Consider the following 15,637-nt stretch of genomic DNA (forward strand, 5'->3'; position numbering starts at 1 on the left):
AACAACCGAAGCCAAGGAGAGACTCATGAAAACCGTCACCCCAGCGAATCCGCGCGGCGAGCGCCTCCTCGCCACCGAGGGCGCCCGCGCCCTTCCCGGTGGCCGCTTCCGGTCGCGCGCCATGGCACTGCTGCTGTCGCTCGGGTTGTGCGGCTGCGCTCCCGGCTTCGGCACGCCGGGCCCGCTGCAGTCGGCCGACGGCAAGAACGGCGGCACCGGCAAGGTGGAAGTCATCACCCCGGAGCTGATCCGCACACAGCTCGCGGGGAACACGGGCATCCCGCCCGACGTGAAGGCGCTGTTCGGCCGGCCCGCGCCCTACACCATCGGGCCGGGGGACGTGGTGGGCATCACCGTCTACAACAACCCCGAGCTGCAGCCCAACCTGGGCGCGGTGATCGCGCAGCAGAGCGACCCGACGGGCGTCACCGTGGCGCCGGGCTTCATCGTCGATGCCGCGGGCGAGATCAGCTTCCCCTACATCGGCCGCACCCGGCTGCAGGGGCTGACCGAAAGCGGTGCGTCCGAGCTGATCGCGACGCGCATCGGCAAGATCATCAAGGCGCCCCTGGTCAGCGTGCGCATCCAGTCGTTCCGCAGCCAGCGCGCCTATGTCGAGGGCGAGGTCCGCACGCCCGGGCTGCAGATCTTCACGGACATCCCGATGACGCTGTCCGAGGCGCTCAACCGCGCGGGCAGCATCACCGCCGTGGGCGACCGTTCGCATGTGACGCTCACGCGCGGCGACCGCACGGTGATCATCGACACGCTGCAGCTCAAGCGCTTCGGCGCCGACGCCAACAACATTCCGCTGCGCAACGGCGACATCGTGTACGTCGGCAGCCGGGACGACAGCCGCATCTACGTGATGGGCGAGATCATGCGGCCCTCGGCGCTCCTGATGCGCAACGGCCGCATGAGCCTGAACGAAGCCCTCGGCGATGCGGGCGGGCCCGACCTGCTCACGGCCGACCCCGGACAGATCTACGTGATCCGCAACTCGCCGCAGACGCCCGACACGCCGCAGATCTTCAGCCTGAACGCGAGGAACCCGGCTGCGCTTGCGCTGGCCGACCGCTTCGAGCTGCGCCCGCGCGACGTGGTCTATGTCGACCGCGTGCCGCTGGTCTCGTGGAACCGGGTCGCCAACCTGATCCTTCCCGCCGCCCAGGTGATCAACCTCGCGCGCGACACCGCCCGCAGCCGGTAGGCCGCGCAACGCCCCGGCCCGAACACGACAAAGAAGGTGAAGCCCATGAATGCGCGTTGGTACCCCCCGCTTCCCGCACCGTACAGCCCGGAACCCGAGCGCCCGTACTCAAGGTTCAAGGAATACGTCGACCTGATGCTGGACAACCGGTGGCTGATCGCCTCGGTCACCGCCGTGGTGCTGGTGCTGGGCGCGGGCTACGCGCTCTTCGGGCCGCGGGTGTACGAAGCCAACGTGCTGATCCAGCTCGAGGATGCCGAACGTTCGCCCGGCGGCGCGGGCGATGCCGCGGTCAACGGCGTGGGCGTGAAGACGCCGACCTCGGGCGAGGCCGAGATCCTGAAGTCGCGCATGGTGCTCGGCCAGGCGATCGAGAACACCAAGCTGTTCATCACGGCGCGGCCGCACTACATCCCGGTCGTGGGCGCCTTCATGGCGCGGCATTCGAAGACGCTGTCCAGCCCGGGCTTCTTCGGCATGCGCGGCTATGTGTCGGGCACCGAGCAGATCGCGGTCGCGCAGATGGACGTGCCGCCGGCCCTCGAGGGCAAGAAGTTCCTGCTGACCGCAGGCAAGGACGGCCACTACACCCTGATGCATCCCGACCTCGACACCCCGCTGCAGGGCCAGGTCGGCGTACCGCAGGACAGCACCGTGCCGGGCGGAACGGTCCACCTGCTGGTGGCCGCTATCGACGCACGGCCCGGCGGCGCCTTCGAGCTGACGCGGCATTCCACGCAGCTCACCATGCTCGAGCTGCAGCGCGAGCTGCGCGTGATCGAGAAAGGCAAGCAGTCCAGCGTGATCGATGTGAGCTGGCAGACCGACGATCGCGACCATCTGGCGAACCTGCTCAACGAGGTGGCGCGCCTGTACATGCGCCAGAACATCGACCAGAAGACCGCGCAGGCCGAGCGCACGCTGGACTTCCTGGGCACCGAGCTGCCCAAGTTCAAGCAGCAGCTGGAACAGTCGGAAGAGGCCTACAACCAGTACCGCAACCAGAACGGAACCATCAGCCTGGACGACGAGGCGCGCAACGCGCTGTCGCAGAACGTCGACCTGCAGGCCAAGCTGCTCGACGCGCGCCAGAAGCGCCTGGACCTAGCGAGCCGCTTCACCAGTGCGCACCCGATGCTGATGACGCTCGACGCGCAGATCGCCTCGTTGCGCAGGGAGCTGGGCGGCGTGGACACCCGCATCCGCCGCATGCCGATGCTGCAGCAGAACTCGCTGCGCATGCAGCGCGACATCAAGGTCAACACCGAGCTCTACGCGTCGCTCCTGAACAGTTCGCTGCAGATGCGCCTGGCCCGCGAAGGCCGCCTCGGCAACGTGCGCGTGCTCGACCAGGCGCTGTCGCCGGAGAAGCCGGTGCGGCCCAAGGCGGTGATCGTGATGGCGCTGGCGCTGGCCGTGGGGCTGTTCCTGGGCGCGCTCACCACGATCCTTCGCAAGGTGCTCAAGAGCACGGTCGCCACCCCCGACGAGATCGAGATGCGCACCGGCCTGAACGTCTACAGCACGATCGCGCTCAGCACGCGGCAAGGCGCGCTCGATCGCGCCATCCGCCAAGGCCGGCCCGGGCTGAAGCTGCTGGCGGCCCAGCACCCGGACGACCCGGCGCTCGAAGGCGTGCGCAGGCTGCGCACCACGCTGGGCTTCCTGATGGCCGCGGCACCGAACAACCGCATCCTGCTGACCAGCGCCACGCCGGGCGCGGGCAAGACCTTCCTGTCGACGAATTTCTCGGCCGTGCTGGCGACCTCCGGCAAACGCGTGCTGCTGATCGATGCCGACATGCGCCGCGGCACCGTGGCGAGCCAGTTCGGGCTGAAGCCCTCCGCCGGCCTGTCGGAGCTGATCGCCGGCACCTGCACGCTCGCGCAGGCGGTTCACGTGCAGGTGCTGCCGCACCTGGACGTGATCACCACCGGCAAGCTGCCGCTCGATCCGGCCACGATGCTGGGCGCCAGCGCGTTCACGCGCTTGCTGGAAACCCTCTCGTCGCTCTATGACGCCGTGGTCGTCGATGCCCCGCCCATCCTGCTGGCGACCGAGACCGTGGCGATGGCCCCGGACATGGGCACCCTGATGCTCGTGGCCCGCGCCGGCGACAGCGAAATGGGCGACCTGGTGGAGAGTGCGAAGCGGCTGGCGCACGTGGGCGCGTCGTTCCACGGCGTGGTGCTCAACGCGCAGGACGCACGGCAACGCCACAGCGCCTATGGCTACGAGTACGGCCCCCACGCCCTGCCGCCGAACGTCTATCCGCCCGCGCTGGGGCACACCCCCCACGCCGCACCGGAGCGCGCGACATCATGAGCACGCACCTTTCACGCACGCCGCACCGCACCGCCGCCCGCCCCGTGCCGGTGGGCGGCTCGCGGCTCCTGCAGGTCGCCAAGCGCACCATGGACATCGTCCTGGCGGGCTCGTTCTTCCTGTTCCTGGGCTGGGCCTACGCACTGATTGCCGTCGGCGTGCTGCTGACCTCGGGCGCTCCAGTCATCTACGTGCAGCCGCGCTATGGCCGCAACGGCCGGATCTTCCGCTTCTACAAGTTCCGCACCATGGCGCCCAACGCAGATGCCGTGCTGGCGCGGCATCTGCGCGAGAACGATGCGGCCCGGCGCGAATGGGAGAAGTTCCAGAAGCTCGAACACGATCCGCGCATCACCCGCTTCGGTGCCTTCCTGCGCCGCTACAGCATCGACGAGTTTCCGCAGTTCTGGAACGTGCTCAAGGGCGACATGAGCATGGTCGGTCCGCGCCCCTGCATGTTTGCGCAGAAGGAGCTGTACGGCCCCTACTGGGCGTACTACTGCGCGGTGCGCCCGGGCATCACCGGCCTGTGGCAGATCAGCGGGCGCAACGAAGTGAGCTACCGCCGCCGCGCGGCCATGGACGCCGAGTACGTCGCCAAGCTCTCCTTGCTGCGCGACCTGGTGATCGTGCTGAAGACCTTCCGCGTCGTGCTCGGAGCGCGCGGTTCGCGCTGAGCCACCCACCCTTCACTGAAAGAACGCCATGCGAATCTACGTTGCAGGTCATCGCGGGATGGTGGGCCAGACGCTCACGAGGCGCCTGCGCGCGCTGGGCCATGAGGTCGTGACGCGCAGCCACGCCGAGCTCGACCTGCTCGACCAGGCGGCTGTCGCGCGCTTCTTTGCGACCGAGCCTGTCGACCAGGTCTACGTGGCAGCGGCCAAGGTCGGCGGCATCCACGCCAACATGACCTACCCCGCGCAGTTCATCTACGAGAACCTGCTGATCGCGGCGAACCTCACGCACCAGGCCTTTGTCGCCAACGTCAAGCGGCTGCTGTTCCTCGGCTCGAGCTGCATCTATCCGCGGCTGTCCGACCAGCCGATCCGCGAAGACGCCCTGCTCACCGGCAAGCTCGAGCCCACCAACGAGCCCTACGCGATCGCCAAGATCGCGGGCATCAAGCTCTGCGAGAGCTACAACCGGCAGTACGGCGCCACGCACGGCGTCGACTTCCGCAGCGTGATGCCGAGCAACCTCTACGGCCCCGGCGACAACTACCACCTGGAAAACAGCCACGTGGTACCCGCGCTGATCCAGCGCTTTCACCTGGCCAAGATCAGCCGCTCGCCGAGCGTGCTGATCTGGGGCAGCGGCCGGGCGCGGCGCGAGTTCCTGTACGTGGACGACATGGTCGAAGGCTGCCTGGACGTGATGAACCTGTCGCGCGCCGCCTACGACCAGTACACCGATCCGATGCGCGGCCACATCAACCTCGGAACGGGCGAGGACGTGTCGATTGCCGAACTGGTGGAACACATCCGCGAGGTCGTGGGCTACGAGGGCAGCATTCACTACGACCTGGCGCAGCCCGACGGCGCACCGCGCAAGCTGCTGGACGTGTCGCGCGCGGCCAGCTTCGGGTGGCGCGCCACGGTGCCGCTGGCCGAAGGGCTGCGCCGCACCTACGCGGACTACCAGACGGCCCCGCGGACCGCCGCCGAGGCGGCGCACGCCTGACGAACCGAGCCTTGCCATGAGAACCCTCGTCATCTGGTCCGGCATCGTCTGCGCCGCGCTGTGCGGGCTCATCGATCCCGTCTGGGGCTACGGGGTCGTGTTCGTGCTGGCGCTGGTGCAGCTGTCGATGCTCGGCGCCGCCGGCGACAGCGTGTTCCTGCTGCTTCACTACACGGTGGTTCTCGTCTACTTCTCGATCGCCCCGGCGATGCAGATCGCCACGGACGTCGACTTCTGGGAGGTCGGCATCGTCGGGCCCGCCGCGCACACGCAGGCGCTGATGCTCGTACTGCTGTACATGGCCGGGGTGGAAGCCGCACGGCTGGGCCTGCCCGCGCAGCCGGCCGCGCCCGGGCCGGCGCACCGCGCGCGCGGCGCCGGCGTCGCCCACCCCTTCCTGCTGCTGGGTTGTCTGGAAGTGGCGTTCGCGGTGCTTTTCGTCCGCTTCGACATGAACTTCGTGGCGCGCGGCGTGCTGGCAGAAGAAGTGAGCCCGCCGATCCAGTACATCGTCTATTCCACGCTGCCCAAGCTCGTGGTGCTGATGTGCTTCGTGGCGCTTGCGATCCACGCCCTGCGCCAGCGCACGCTGTGGGCCTGGTGCGCCGCGGGCCTCGCCTTCGCGCTGGCCGCCTTCGCCGCGAACCCGGTCAACACGGCGCGCCAGGTGATCCTGATCGGGCTGCTGCCGCTGCTCATCCATGCCCTGGGGCGCAGGCACCGGTGGACGCTCGCCGCAGTGATCTTCGGCGCCATCGCAGGCCTGGGCCCGGTGCTGAACCTGATCTCGCGGGACGCCATGTGGGGCGCGCAGCTGGCGTCGTACCCCTTCAGCCAGGACTTCGACGCGATGTTCGTCGTCGCGGGCATCCTGGAGCGTGCGCCCTCTCCCGACCTCGGCTACGGGCGCTACCTGCTCTCGGCCTTCTCCTTCGTCCTGCCGCGCGAGCTGAAGATATTCCCGGAGTTCGACCCGCTCGGCTGGCCGGCCGTGCTGGGCAACTTCTCGCAGAGCAACGTGTCGCTGCCGCCCTTCACCACCGCGTACTTCGACTTCGGGCTGGCGGGCCCGGCGCTGCTGGGCTTCGCGGTCTCGGCGGGCTTTCGCGTCGTCGACCGGGCCGTCGACCCGCAGCGCGCGCTGACTGCCGGCTACCTCTGCGCGCTGGTGCTGCTGGCCGCCTACGTGCCGTTCCTGCGCGGGCCGATCCTGGGCTGGGGACCGTTCGCGGTCTCGGGGCTGATCGCGGCCTTCGTCGCCGGCAGCCTCGCTTCGTGGTTCCGCAGGCCGGCAGCCCGCCCCACACGCCCCACACCACCGACACGCTCGGCACGCGCCGGCCTGCCGACGGCATGAGAACGCACACGCACGGGAGCGACCATGGCCACCTACCTCTTCTACGACACCATCCGGCTCAACGCGTCGGCGGGCGGGGTGCTGAACGTGTCCGAGGTGCTGCTGCAGAGCATGCGCGGCTCGCCGGACCACCACGTGCAGCCGATCAGCGAACGCCATCCGCGCCTTTACGCGGCGGCACGGCGGCTGAAGATCAGTCGCTTCATCCTCGACACGCTGCTCTACAACTTTCACCTGGCGCGTGGGTGGCTGCGCGGGGAGCGGGTGTTCTCGCTGTTCCCGAACTACTTCCTGCCTTTCTCGCTGCTGGCGCCCTTCGGCCGCCATCGGGATTCGATCGTGGTCGTGCACGACGTGCAGTACAAGTCGTACCCGCAGTACTTCTCGCCACAGAAGCGCCTCTGGCTCGACTGGAACCTGCACCGCGTCGCGCGCAGCGAGGCCGACGTGGTCTTCATCAGCCGCAGCAGCCAGCAAGATTTCGAGCGGCACTTCACGCGCTGCGCGCACCCGGCGGTGATCTTCAATCCGGTGGATGCCGGCGCCAACGCGTACAGCGCCGGAAGCATGATCGCGCCCGGCGGGCGCTACCTGATCGCGGCCTACCACTACTACCCGCACAAGAACTTCGAGGGCATCCTGAAGCTCTTCGTGCGCATGAAGCGCCAGGGCCTGGTCGACTACCTCGACATCACGGGCAACGGCGCGCGCGATGTCGAACGCATGGTCTCGGCCATGGCGCCCGCGTTCCGCGCCTGCGTGCGGCACCGGGGGCTGGTGTCGCGGGAAGAACTCCTGCGGCTGTACCAGGGGGCGACGGCCTTCATCTCGCTGTCCACCTTCGAGGGCTTCAACCTGTCGGCCGCCGAGGCGGCCACGCTGGGCGTGCCGCTGCTGCTCTCGGACCTGCCGGTGCACCGCGAGCTCTTCGCGGGCTACGCGTTCTTCATCGGCAACGAATTCGGCGGCCTCGGCGGCATCGAGCGCTACCTGGCCAACCACGAGCGCGCACGCCCTGCGTGGTCGCTCTCGCGGGCCTGCACGCCGGGCGCGGTGGCCGCGAGCTACTTCACGTTGAAGCGCAACGCCGCTTCGCTGGCGCAGGCCACGCCATGACGAACCGCGCCCTGCCCCTTCTTCGCGCGCTCGCGGTGCTGGTGCTCGGGCTGGTCGCGTGGGCGGGGCTGGCCGTCGCGACGCGGCCAAGCCCGCCGGATGGGCAGGGCGTGCAAGGCATGCAGGGCTTCGGCGTGATGGTGCATTACCTGCCCGACAAGCAGTCCATCGCCGGCATCAGACGCTTCGACGTCGAGGCCTTCGCTGACGCGCTCGCCGAGATGCGCGCCAACCATCTCATCCTCACGCTCGGCCAGAACAACGGCCAGTTCATCGCGCCGAATGCCGCGCTCGAAGCGTTGTGCCCGCGCAGCGCCGCGCACCGTTCGCCGCGCGACCTGCCGCTGGAGATCGGCCGCGCGCTGCGGCACCACGGCATCGCGCTGATCCTCTACCTGCCGTTCCGCGCGCCGCAAGGCGACCGCTACCTGATGGACTGCCTGGGCGACGTCTCCGAACAGCTGCCGCCGCCGCCGCGCTTCATCACCGCCTGGTCGGCCGTGATCGAGAGCTGGTCGCAGCACTACGGCGCACTGGCCACGGGCTGGTGGTTCGATGGCGTCTACAACACGACGGGCATGGCGCCGCTCGGCTGGAGCACGCTCTGCGCGGCCGCGCGCAGCGGCGCCCCCAACCGGTGGCTGGCCTTCAATGCCGGCGAGGGGGCGGCGCGCTTCACCCTCAAGAGCGCACCGTGCCAGAACCTCATGGCGGGCGAGTACCTTCAGCCCACCGCACGCCTGGCCGCGCCGCCCTCCGAACTCCGGCTGCATGTGCTGACGCCGTTGGGCGCTTCGTGGGCCCAGCCGAGCGCGCCGCGCTTCTCGGCGGTGCAGCTGCGCAACTGGATCGGCGATGTGAACGCCAAGGGCGGAATGCTCACGCTCGACATGCCGCTGGACGCCGACTTCCACTTTCTTCCCGCACACGTCGCGCTGGTACGCAGCGCCACCGCGCCGCGGCCCTGACCCGTTTCACCCACTGCCCTTGCCCAATCATGAACCCCGCCCTCCCCTTCATTGTTGTGGAAGACCGCCAGAACAGGGCACTGCGCCTGTGCTGCGAATCCGCGGCCATGGCGGCGGAGCCCCTGGTCGTGCTGTCGGACACCGACGCCGGGCCGGCGTATGAGCGCTTCTGCCAGGCCTACATGCACCTGTCGAGCAACACGCCGGCGTTCGAGAAGATCTGCTTCCGGCGCTACTTTCTCCTGGCGAACTACCTGGCGGCGCACCCCGAGTGCCGCGCTTTCGTGCTGATCGACAGCGACGTGCTGCTGTTCCGCGGCGTCGGCGCACACATTGCGCGGCTGGTGGGCAACGCCGACTTCTCCGGCTCCAGCATCGTCCCCACGGACGGCTGGAACCCCTGCCAGATCTCGCCGCACGTGAGCTACTGGACAGCAGCCGGCCTGCGGGACTTCGTCGCCTGCCTCGTGCGCATATACCGCACGCCCGCGGGCCTGCACCAGCTGCGCGACATTGCCGAGCGCTTCGCGGCCCGCAGCGTGCGCGGCGGGGTGTCCGACATGACGCTGCTGTACCTGTGGGCGCAGGCCACGGGCAACACCGTGCCGATCAACCGGGTGCTCGACGGCCAGGTGATCGACCACAACGTCAACGGCGGCACCAACCACCTCGTGCGTGAGTTCCGCGTGCGCGGCGGCGCCAAGCGCCTGGCCTTCGTCGACGGCCAGCCCTGCCTGCAGACGCCGGCGGGCCAAACGGTGCGCGTGCTCGCACTGCACTTCCAGGGCGCCGCCAAGCTGGCGATGCAGCCCGCGCTGCAACGCCGGGTGTACACGGTCGCAGTGCTGACCTGGGCCCTGCAGATGGCGCGCAGGGCAAAGAACCGCGCGCACCGTGTCGCCTCGCGCGCGCGCCGCATGGCCGACAGCCTGGGCTTCGCGGATACGCCGGCGACGAAGCACCCCGCGGACGGGAGCACGCCATGAAGCCCGCCGCAGGCACCTCGTTCGCACTGCCCGGCGTGCGCCTTGCGCAGCGCCTCGGCCTGGGGGCGCTCGCGTCGCGGCTGTATGTGTACCTGTCGGGTTTCCTGGCGATCTTTCTCATTGCGGCGCAGGTGGCGCCTGCGCGCTTCGGCGAGTACTCGATCTACCAGTCGGTGCTGGAAGCGGCGCTGGTCGTGGGCACGCTGGGAAGCTCTCTGCTGTTCTCGCGCAATGCCGCGAGCGTGCCGCCCCGGGTGACGCGCGGCGACCTGGTGCGCACGCTGGCGATCGGGCTGCCGCTCGCCGCACTGCTCGCTGCCGGTGTCGTGGGCGCTCAGCGCCTGCCGGTGGCCGGCATGCCCTTCATGCTGATCGTGTTGTCGCTTGGAGTCTTCGCCTTCAACAGCCTGCGCCTGTCGTTCAGCCGGGGCCTGGGCCATGCGGGCCTGCTCAACCTGGAGTCGGGCGTGCGCGCGACCGTTCTGGTGCTAGGCGTGGCGGCGCTCGCGGTGCTCGGCCTGGAGATCGGCGTGGCGCACCTGCTCGCCATCAACCTGCTGGCCTTGCTGCTCGTGGGCGCAGCCATCGTCCTGCCGGCGAACGGTGCGACGCCGCCGGCCGGGCCGCCCGTGCTGGCGCTCGCGTCGCAAGCCAGCGCCACGGTGTATGCGCTGCTGACCTTCCTGCTGCGCAAGTCGGACCTGCTGCTCGTGGCGCTCTTCATGCCGCTGAGCTACGTGGGCGCGTTCAAGCTGGCCTTTCTTCTCGCGGAGGCGCCCTCGCAGTTCGTGCAGGCCTTTCTGGTCACGAAGACGCCCGCGATGCTGGACGCCAACGCGGCCAACCTGACGACCGAGAAGCTGCGGCTGGCGCGGCATTCATTCCTGCTCGGCTGCGTGCTCTTCGTTGGGCTGGCGGGCCTGCTGGCCGTGGCTGCGCCGCTGCTGAAGCTCGGCCCTGAGGCCCGCGACATCTTCGTGTGCATCGCGCCGTACTTCCTGCTGAGAACCTACACGGTCCATCACGAAATCATGCTCTCGCTCAACGCCACGATGGGCTCGCTCGGGTGGTGGACCCTGCTTGAGTTCGCGCTGCGCATGGCTTCGTACGGCGTCGTGATCTCGCTCTTTCCGGACAAGCCGCACTACGTTTTCTTCATCGCCTTCGTCTCCGACTTCCTGCTGTACGAGCTGCGCATGCGCGCGCTGTTCGGCTTCTTTCCGATCGTGCGCCTGCTGCGCCCGGCCACTGAGAGGTCGCCGTGAAAATCCTGCTGTACTCGATGAACTTCGCGCCCGAGCTGGCCGGCATCGGCAAGTACTCCGGCGAGATGGCCGACTGGCTCCAAGCCAAGGGCCACGATGTGCGCGTGATCGCGGCACCGCCCTTCTTTCCGCACTGGGCGGTGTTCGAGGGCCATTCGGCCTGGGCCTATCGCAAGACCGAGCGCAACGGCCTCACGGTCTGGCGTGCGCCCACCTGGGTGCCCGCGCAGCCGCGTGCACTGGCGCGCGTGGTGCACCTGGCCTCGTTCATGCTGTCGAGCCTGCCGCTGCTGCTGGCACAGGCGCGCTGGAAGCCCGACCTCGTGTTCGTCGTGGAGCCGCCGCTCTTCTGCGCGCCTGCGTTGTTGTTGTTCGCGAAGGTGCTCGGCATCAAGTCGTGGCTGCACATCCAGGACTACGAAGTCGATGCGGCGTTCAGCCTGGGCCACCTGCGCGGCGCGGGCGTGCGGCGCGTCGCGCTGTCGCTCGAGCGCTGGCTGCTGACGCGGTTCGACCGCGTGTCGACCATCTCCGCGGCCATGATGGACAAGGCCCGAAGCAAGGGCATCGGCGAAGGCCGGCTGGTGCTGTTTCCGAACTGGGTGGACGTCTCGGCGATCGACCCTGCCTCCGCACACGTTGCGGCCGGCGGCTACCGGGCCGAGCTGGGCATTGCCTCCGACGCCGTGGTCGTGCTCTACGCGGGCAGCCTGGGCACCAAGCAGGGCATCGAGCTGCTGGCCGAAGCGGCGAGCCTGCTCGCCGATCGGCCGACCATCCATTTCGTCATCTGCGGCAACGGCCCGAGCCGCGGCCCGCTGATGTCGGCCTGCGCCGGCCTGGAGCGCGTGCACTTTCTCGACCTGCAGCCCGCCGAGCGGCTCAACGAGTTGCTGGGCATGGCCGACATCCACGTGCTGCCGCAGCGCGCCGATGCCGCGGACCTCGTGATGCCCTCGAAGCTGGCCGGCATGCTCGCGAGCGGCAAGGCCGTGATCGCCACCGCGCACCCCGGCACCGAACTCGGCAACGTGGTTGCGGGCCGCGGCCTCGTGGTGCCGCCGGGCGATGCGGCCGTGCTGGCCGACGCGATCGCGCAGCTCGCACGCTCGCCCGACCTGCGCGAAACGCTCGGCGCGGCGGGCCGTGCGTTCGCGCAGGCGGAACTCGACCAGGATGCCATCCTGTCGCGCTTCGAACAAGAACTGGTTCGCTGCGTGGCGGACCGAGGCACCACCACACCGTCCCCCCTCCCCGAGTCCCAACCATGACCGCTTCAAAGATTCTGGTGACGGGTGGCGCGGGCTTCGTCGGAAGCCACGCCTGCGTGGCGTTGATCTCGGCCGGCTTCCTGCCGGTGGTGCTGGACACGCTGGTCAACAGCGACCCGCGTTCGCTGGAGCGCGTGGGGCGCATCTGCGGCGTGCAGCCGCAGCTCGTGCGCGGCGACGTGCGCGACGCCGCGGTGCTCGACCGCGTGTTCGCCGAGCACGGGGTCGACGCGGTGCTGCATCTCGCGGGGCTGAAGGCGGTCAGCCGCTCCGTGACCGACCCGCTCGGCTACTACGACGTCAACGTGGCAGGCAGCCTCGCGCTGGCGCGCGCCATGGAGCGCGCCGGCGTGCGCACGCTGATCTTCTCGTCCTCGGCCACGGTCTACGGCGACATCGCGCGCTCGCCGATCCGGGAAAGCGCGTCGTACGCGGCCGTCAACCCCTATGGGCGTTCCAAGGTGATGGTGGAGCGCATGCTCGCCGACCTCTCGCGCTCCGATCCGCGCTGGGGCATCGCGTGCCTGCGCTTCTTCAACCCCATCGGCGCGCACGAGAGCGGCCTGCTGGGCGAACACCCCCAGGGCCCCCCCGACAACCTGGTGCCGTATGTCTCGCAGGTCGCGGTGGGCGAGCGCGGGCACGTCGTCGTGCATGGCAACGACTACGAGACGCACGACGGCACGGGGGTGCGCGACTACGTGCACGTGATGGACGTGGCCGAAGGCCATGTGGCGGCCCTGCGGTACGCGAACATCCATCGGGGCCTGCTCACGGTGAACCTGGGCACGGGGCGCGGCGCGTCGGTGTTCGACGTGATTGCGGCCTTCGAACGCGCCTGCGGGCACCGCATCGCGGTGCACATCGGGCCGCGTCGTCCCGGCGACGCCCCGGCCTACTGGGCGGATGTGCAGCACGCCCACGACCGGCTCGGCTGGCGCGCGCAGCGAAGCCTGGACCAGATGTGCGCAGACAGCTGGCGGTGGCAGCTGGCGAACCCGCGCGGCTTCGACGGGCCAGTGCCGGACTTCCCGATCCGCATCGCCGACGGCACCGCATCGACCGCCCTCCCTCACTCACACCAACCGGGGCAAGACCATGGCTGATCACACGCTCATTTCTCCTGGCGACCCAGCCGCCGCCGTGACGGCGCCGCGCCGCCAGGGCACCGCCACCCCGGTGTGCGCGCCCGCCGCGAGGCTGTGGCCGGACTTCCTGACGGGCCAGGAAAAATCGCCGGTGCGCGTGCTGCTCATCGACGACGACGAGTACATGCGCCGCGTGATCGCACAGGAGCTGCTGTCGGACCTGCGCATCCAGCTCGAAGGCCAGGCCGACAGCATCCGCGAAGGACGCAAGCTGCTGGCCACGCACGCGTTCGACGTGCTGATGGTCGACCTGCGCCTGAGCGACGGCATGGGCTTCGAGCTGATCGCCGAGGCGCGCCGCTGCCACGGCAACGCCGAGATCATCGTGATCTCCGCGCTCGAGGACGATGCCCATGTGCTGCGTGCCTTCGAGCTGGGCGCCACGGGCTATCTGCTGAAGAACGCCTGGCTGCAGAGCTTCGCCGATGCGGTGCTGCACGTGGTGAACGGCGGGGCCGTCATCACGCCGCGACTCGCGCGGCGCCTGCTGCACCGCCTGAACCACCAGCCCCGCGAGCAGCAGCTCACAGACGGCGCATCACCGCCGCGCGACACGACGCTGACGCCGCGCGAGAGCCAGGTCCTGCGCCATGTGGCGTCGGGCTGCGTCTCGGCGGAGATCGGCGCCAAGCTCGGCATCACCGGCCAGACGGTCAACGTGCACATCAAGAGCATCTACAAGAAGCTGCAGGTGCATTCGCGTGCCCAGGCGGTGAACCTCGCCGTTCACACGGGCCTGATCTGAGCGGCACGCCTTCGAAGCGATCCGATTCATCACCCACTGCACAAAGGCTGATCGCCATGAACACCCCCACCATCCATCCCGTGGTCCTGTGCGGCGGCAACGGCACGCGGCTGTGGCCGCTGTCGCGCAAGGCGTTTCCCAAGCAGTTCGCACCGCTGGTCGGCAACAAGAGCCTGCTGCAGCTCACGCTCGAACGGCTCGCGAACCTGAACCGGACGATCACCTGCGTCGCATCGGAAGACCATCGCTTCCTGGTGCGCGAAGCCATCGAGAACGCGCACGCGCAGGGCCGCCAGATTCTTGAGCCCGTGCCCCGCAACACGGCCGCCGCCATGGCCGCGGCGGCCCTGCTGGCCGACCCCGACGATCTGCTGCTCTTTGCGCCCGCCGACCACCACATTCCCGACGTGGCGCTGTTCGAGGCCACGATGCGCAGCGGCGTGGAAGCGGCCCTGGCAGGCCATATCGTCACCTTCGGCGTGGCGCCCAGTTTTCCGAGCACGGCCTACGGGTACATCGAGGCGGCCGGGGCCACGGGCCACGGCGCTAGCCACGCCGTGGCGCGCTTCGTCGAAAAGCCGACGGCGGCGGTGGCGCAAACGCTGATCCTGCAGGGCAACTACTGCTGGAACGCGGGCATCTTCCTGGTCCAGGCCCGCACGCTGATCGCGGCCCTGCGCACGCATGCGCCCGACATCCTCGCCACCTGCGAGCGCGCGACCGCCGCCGTGTCGATCGACGGCAGCTTCATGCGCCTGGACCCCGAAGCCTTCGAAGGCTGCCGCAGCGAGAGCATCGACTACGCGGTGCTCGAAAAGCACGCCGACGTCGCGGTGGTGCGCTTCGAGGGCGCCTGGAGCGACGTGGGCAGCTGGAACGCGGTGGCCCAGTTGCACCCGGCCGACGAGGCGGGCAACCGCGTGAGCGGAGCGGGAAGCGTGCTGAATTCGCGCAACACCTTTGTCCATGCGCCGCACCGGCCGGTGGTGGCGCTCGGCACGGAAGACCTGATCATCGTGGACACGCCGGACGCGGTGCTGGTCGCGGGCGCGGACTGCGCCGAACAGGTGGCGGAGGTCGTGCGCATGCTGGCGCGCGAGGGCACGGTCGAAGCCACCGAGCATCGCCGCGTGGTGCGGCCCTGGGGCGCCTACGACAGCATCGACACGGGCGAGCGCTTTCAGGTGAAGCACCTGACCGTCAAGCCCGGCGGCAAGCTGTCGCTGCAGATGCACCACCACCGCGCCGAGCACTGGATCGTCGTCAAGGGCACGGCCAAGGCCACGCGCGGCGGCGAGGTGCTGCTGGTGCGGGAGAACGAGTCGATCTACCTGCCCTCGGGCACCATCCACCGGCTCGAGAACCCCGGCAAGACCATGCTGGAGGTGATCGAAGTGCAGACCGGCAGCTACCTCGGCGAAGACGACATCGTGCGTTTCGACGACACCTACGGCCGCTGCCCCGCGGCCGAGAAGCGCGAGGCGCTCGCGATGCAATTTGCTGCACCTCTTGCGGTCGAACGCGGCATCGATGCGCCGGCCTGACCCGTCCCTTCATTTCATC

The 15,637-nt window shown here is 69.3% G+C and carries 13 protein-coding genes; all 13 read left to right on the forward strand.

The features are described from left to right. The first annotated feature begins 25 nt into the window (after nt 1–25). Genes IG196_RS18000 through IG196_RS18060 form a run of 13 tightly spaced genes read left to right on the forward strand, consistent with a single transcriptional unit; the run spans nt 26 to nt 15,618 of the window. Nucleotides 26–1,210 carry a polysaccharide biosynthesis/export family protein gene (locus tag IG196_RS18000; RefSeq protein WP_101490027.1) on the forward strand — a complete coding sequence of 395 codons (1,185 nt, stop codon included), beginning with the start codon at nt 26–28 and terminating at the stop codon, nt 1,208–1,210. Between the two features lie 45 nt (nt 1,211–1,255). After that, complete coding sequence (locus tag IG196_RS18005) at nt 1,256–3,535, forward strand: polysaccharide biosynthesis tyrosine autokinase (protein WP_192192207.1); 2,280 nt, start codon at nt 1,256–1,258, stop codon at nt 3,533–3,535. After that, complete coding sequence (locus IG196_RS18010; protein ID WP_101490025.1) at nt 3,532–4,212, forward strand: sugar transferase; 681 nt, start codon at nt 3,532–3,534, stop codon at nt 4,210–4,212. Before IG196_RS18005 ends, IG196_RS18010 begins: the two co-directional genes overlap by 4 nt. 28 nt (nt 4,213–4,240) lie before the next feature. Next, nucleotides 4,241–5,218: a GDP-L-fucose synthase family protein gene (locus IG196_RS18015; protein ID WP_192192208.1), complete on the forward strand. Its 978-nt coding sequence runs from the start codon at nt 4,241–4,243 to the stop codon at nt 5,216–5,218. Nucleotides 5,219–5,234: 16 nt separating this feature from the next. Further along, complete coding sequence (locus IG196_RS18020; protein WP_192192209.1) at nt 5,235–6,575, forward strand: hypothetical protein; 1,341 nt, start codon at nt 5,235–5,237, stop codon at nt 6,573–6,575. A gap of 24 nt (nt 6,576–6,599) precedes the next feature. Next, nucleotides 6,600–7,691 carry a glycosyltransferase gene (locus tag IG196_RS18025; RefSeq protein WP_192192210.1) on the forward strand — a complete coding sequence of 364 codons (1,092 nt, stop codon included), beginning with the start codon at nt 6,600–6,602 and terminating at the stop codon, nt 7,689–7,691. Further along, nucleotides 7,688–8,659: a hypothetical protein gene (locus tag IG196_RS18030; RefSeq protein ID WP_192192211.1), complete on the forward strand. Its 972-nt coding sequence runs from the start codon at nt 7,688–7,690 to the stop codon at nt 8,657–8,659. The genes IG196_RS18025 and IG196_RS18030 overlap by 4 nt, the downstream gene beginning before the upstream one ends. Nucleotides 8,660–8,688: 29 nt before the next feature. Beyond that, complete coding sequence (locus tag IG196_RS18035; protein ID WP_192192212.1) at nt 8,689–9,645, forward strand: hypothetical protein; 957 nt, start codon at nt 8,689–8,691, stop codon at nt 9,643–9,645. Beyond that, on the forward strand, nt 9,642–10,910 hold the full coding sequence (locus tag IG196_RS18040; protein WP_192192213.1) for a polysaccharide biosynthesis protein: 1,269 nt from the start codon (nt 9,642–9,644) through the stop codon (nt 10,908–10,910). Before IG196_RS18035 ends, IG196_RS18040 begins: the two co-directional genes overlap by 4 nt. Then, nucleotides 10,907–12,181: a glycosyltransferase WbuB gene (locus IG196_RS18045; protein ID WP_192192214.1), complete on the forward strand. Its 1,275-nt coding sequence runs from the start codon at nt 10,907–10,909 to the stop codon at nt 12,179–12,181. Before IG196_RS18040 ends, IG196_RS18045 begins: the two co-directional genes overlap by 4 nt. Beyond that, nucleotides 12,178–13,287 (forward strand): UDP-glucose 4-epimerase GalE, encoded by a 1,110-nt coding sequence (galE, locus tag IG196_RS18050; protein ID WP_192192215.1) that lies wholly within the window; start codon nt 12,178–12,180, stop codon nt 13,285–13,287. Before IG196_RS18045 ends, galE begins: the two co-directional genes overlap by 4 nt. Next, entirely contained in the window at nt 13,280–14,074 is a 795-nt protein-coding gene (locus IG196_RS18055; protein ID WP_192192216.1) for a LuxR C-terminal-related transcriptional regulator, read from the forward strand. The genes galE and IG196_RS18055 overlap by 8 nt, the downstream gene beginning before the upstream one ends. Before the next feature lie 56 nt (nt 14,075–14,130). Further along, the gene (locus tag IG196_RS18060) at nt 14,131–15,618 is read left to right on the forward strand and encodes a mannose-1-phosphate guanylyltransferase/mannose-6-phosphate isomerase (protein ID WP_192192217.1); all 1,488 of its coding nucleotides are present in this window, start codon (nt 14,131–14,133) and stop codon (nt 15,616–15,618) included. Nucleotides 15,619–15,637: the final 19 nt, after the last annotated feature.

The organism is Variovorax sp. 38R (assembly GCF_014843395.1).
GTDB lineage: Bacteria > Pseudomonadota > Gammaproteobacteria > Burkholderiales > Burkholderiaceae_C > Variovorax > Variovorax paradoxus_H.

Bases quoted from the DNA above. Each gene is read 5' to 3' on its own strand.
- IG196_RS18000 (WP_101490027.1), top strand. From the start codon at position 26: ATGAAAACCGTCACCCCAGCGAATCCGCGCGGCGAGCGCCTCCTCGCC.
- IG196_RS18005 (WP_192192207.1), top strand. From the start codon at position 1,256: ATGAATGCGCGTTGGTACCCCCCGCTTCCCGCACCGTACAGCCCGGAA.
- IG196_RS18010 (WP_101490025.1), top strand. From the start codon at position 3,532: ATGAGCACGCACCTTTCACGCACGCCGCACCGCACCGCCGCCCGCCCC.
- IG196_RS18015 (WP_192192208.1), top strand. From the start codon at position 4,241: ATGCGAATCTACGTTGCAGGTCATCGCGGGATGGTGGGCCAGACGCTC.
- IG196_RS18020 (WP_192192209.1), top strand. From the start codon at position 5,235: ATGAGAACCCTCGTCATCTGGTCCGGCATCGTCTGCGCCGCGCTGTGC.
- IG196_RS18025 (WP_192192210.1), top strand. From the start codon at position 6,600: ATGGCCACCTACCTCTTCTACGACACCATCCGGCTCAACGCGTCGGCG.
- IG196_RS18030 (WP_192192211.1), top strand. From the start codon at position 7,688: ATGACGAACCGCGCCCTGCCCCTTCTTCGCGCGCTCGCGGTGCTGGTG.
- IG196_RS18035 (WP_192192212.1), top strand. From the start codon at position 8,689: ATGAACCCCGCCCTCCCCTTCATTGTTGTGGAAGACCGCCAGAACAGG.
- IG196_RS18040 (WP_192192213.1), top strand. From the start codon at position 9,642: ATGAAGCCCGCCGCAGGCACCTCGTTCGCACTGCCCGGCGTGCGCCTT.
- galE (WP_192192215.1), top strand. From the start codon at position 12,178: ATGACCGCTTCAAAGATTCTGGTGACGGGTGGCGCGGGCTTCGTCGGA.
- IG196_RS18055 (WP_192192216.1), top strand. From the start codon at position 13,280: ATGGCTGATCACACGCTCATTTCTCCTGGCGACCCAGCCGCCGCCGTG.
- IG196_RS18060 (WP_192192217.1), top strand. From the start codon at position 14,131: ATGAACACCCCCACCATCCATCCCGTGGTCCTGTGCGGCGGCAACGGC.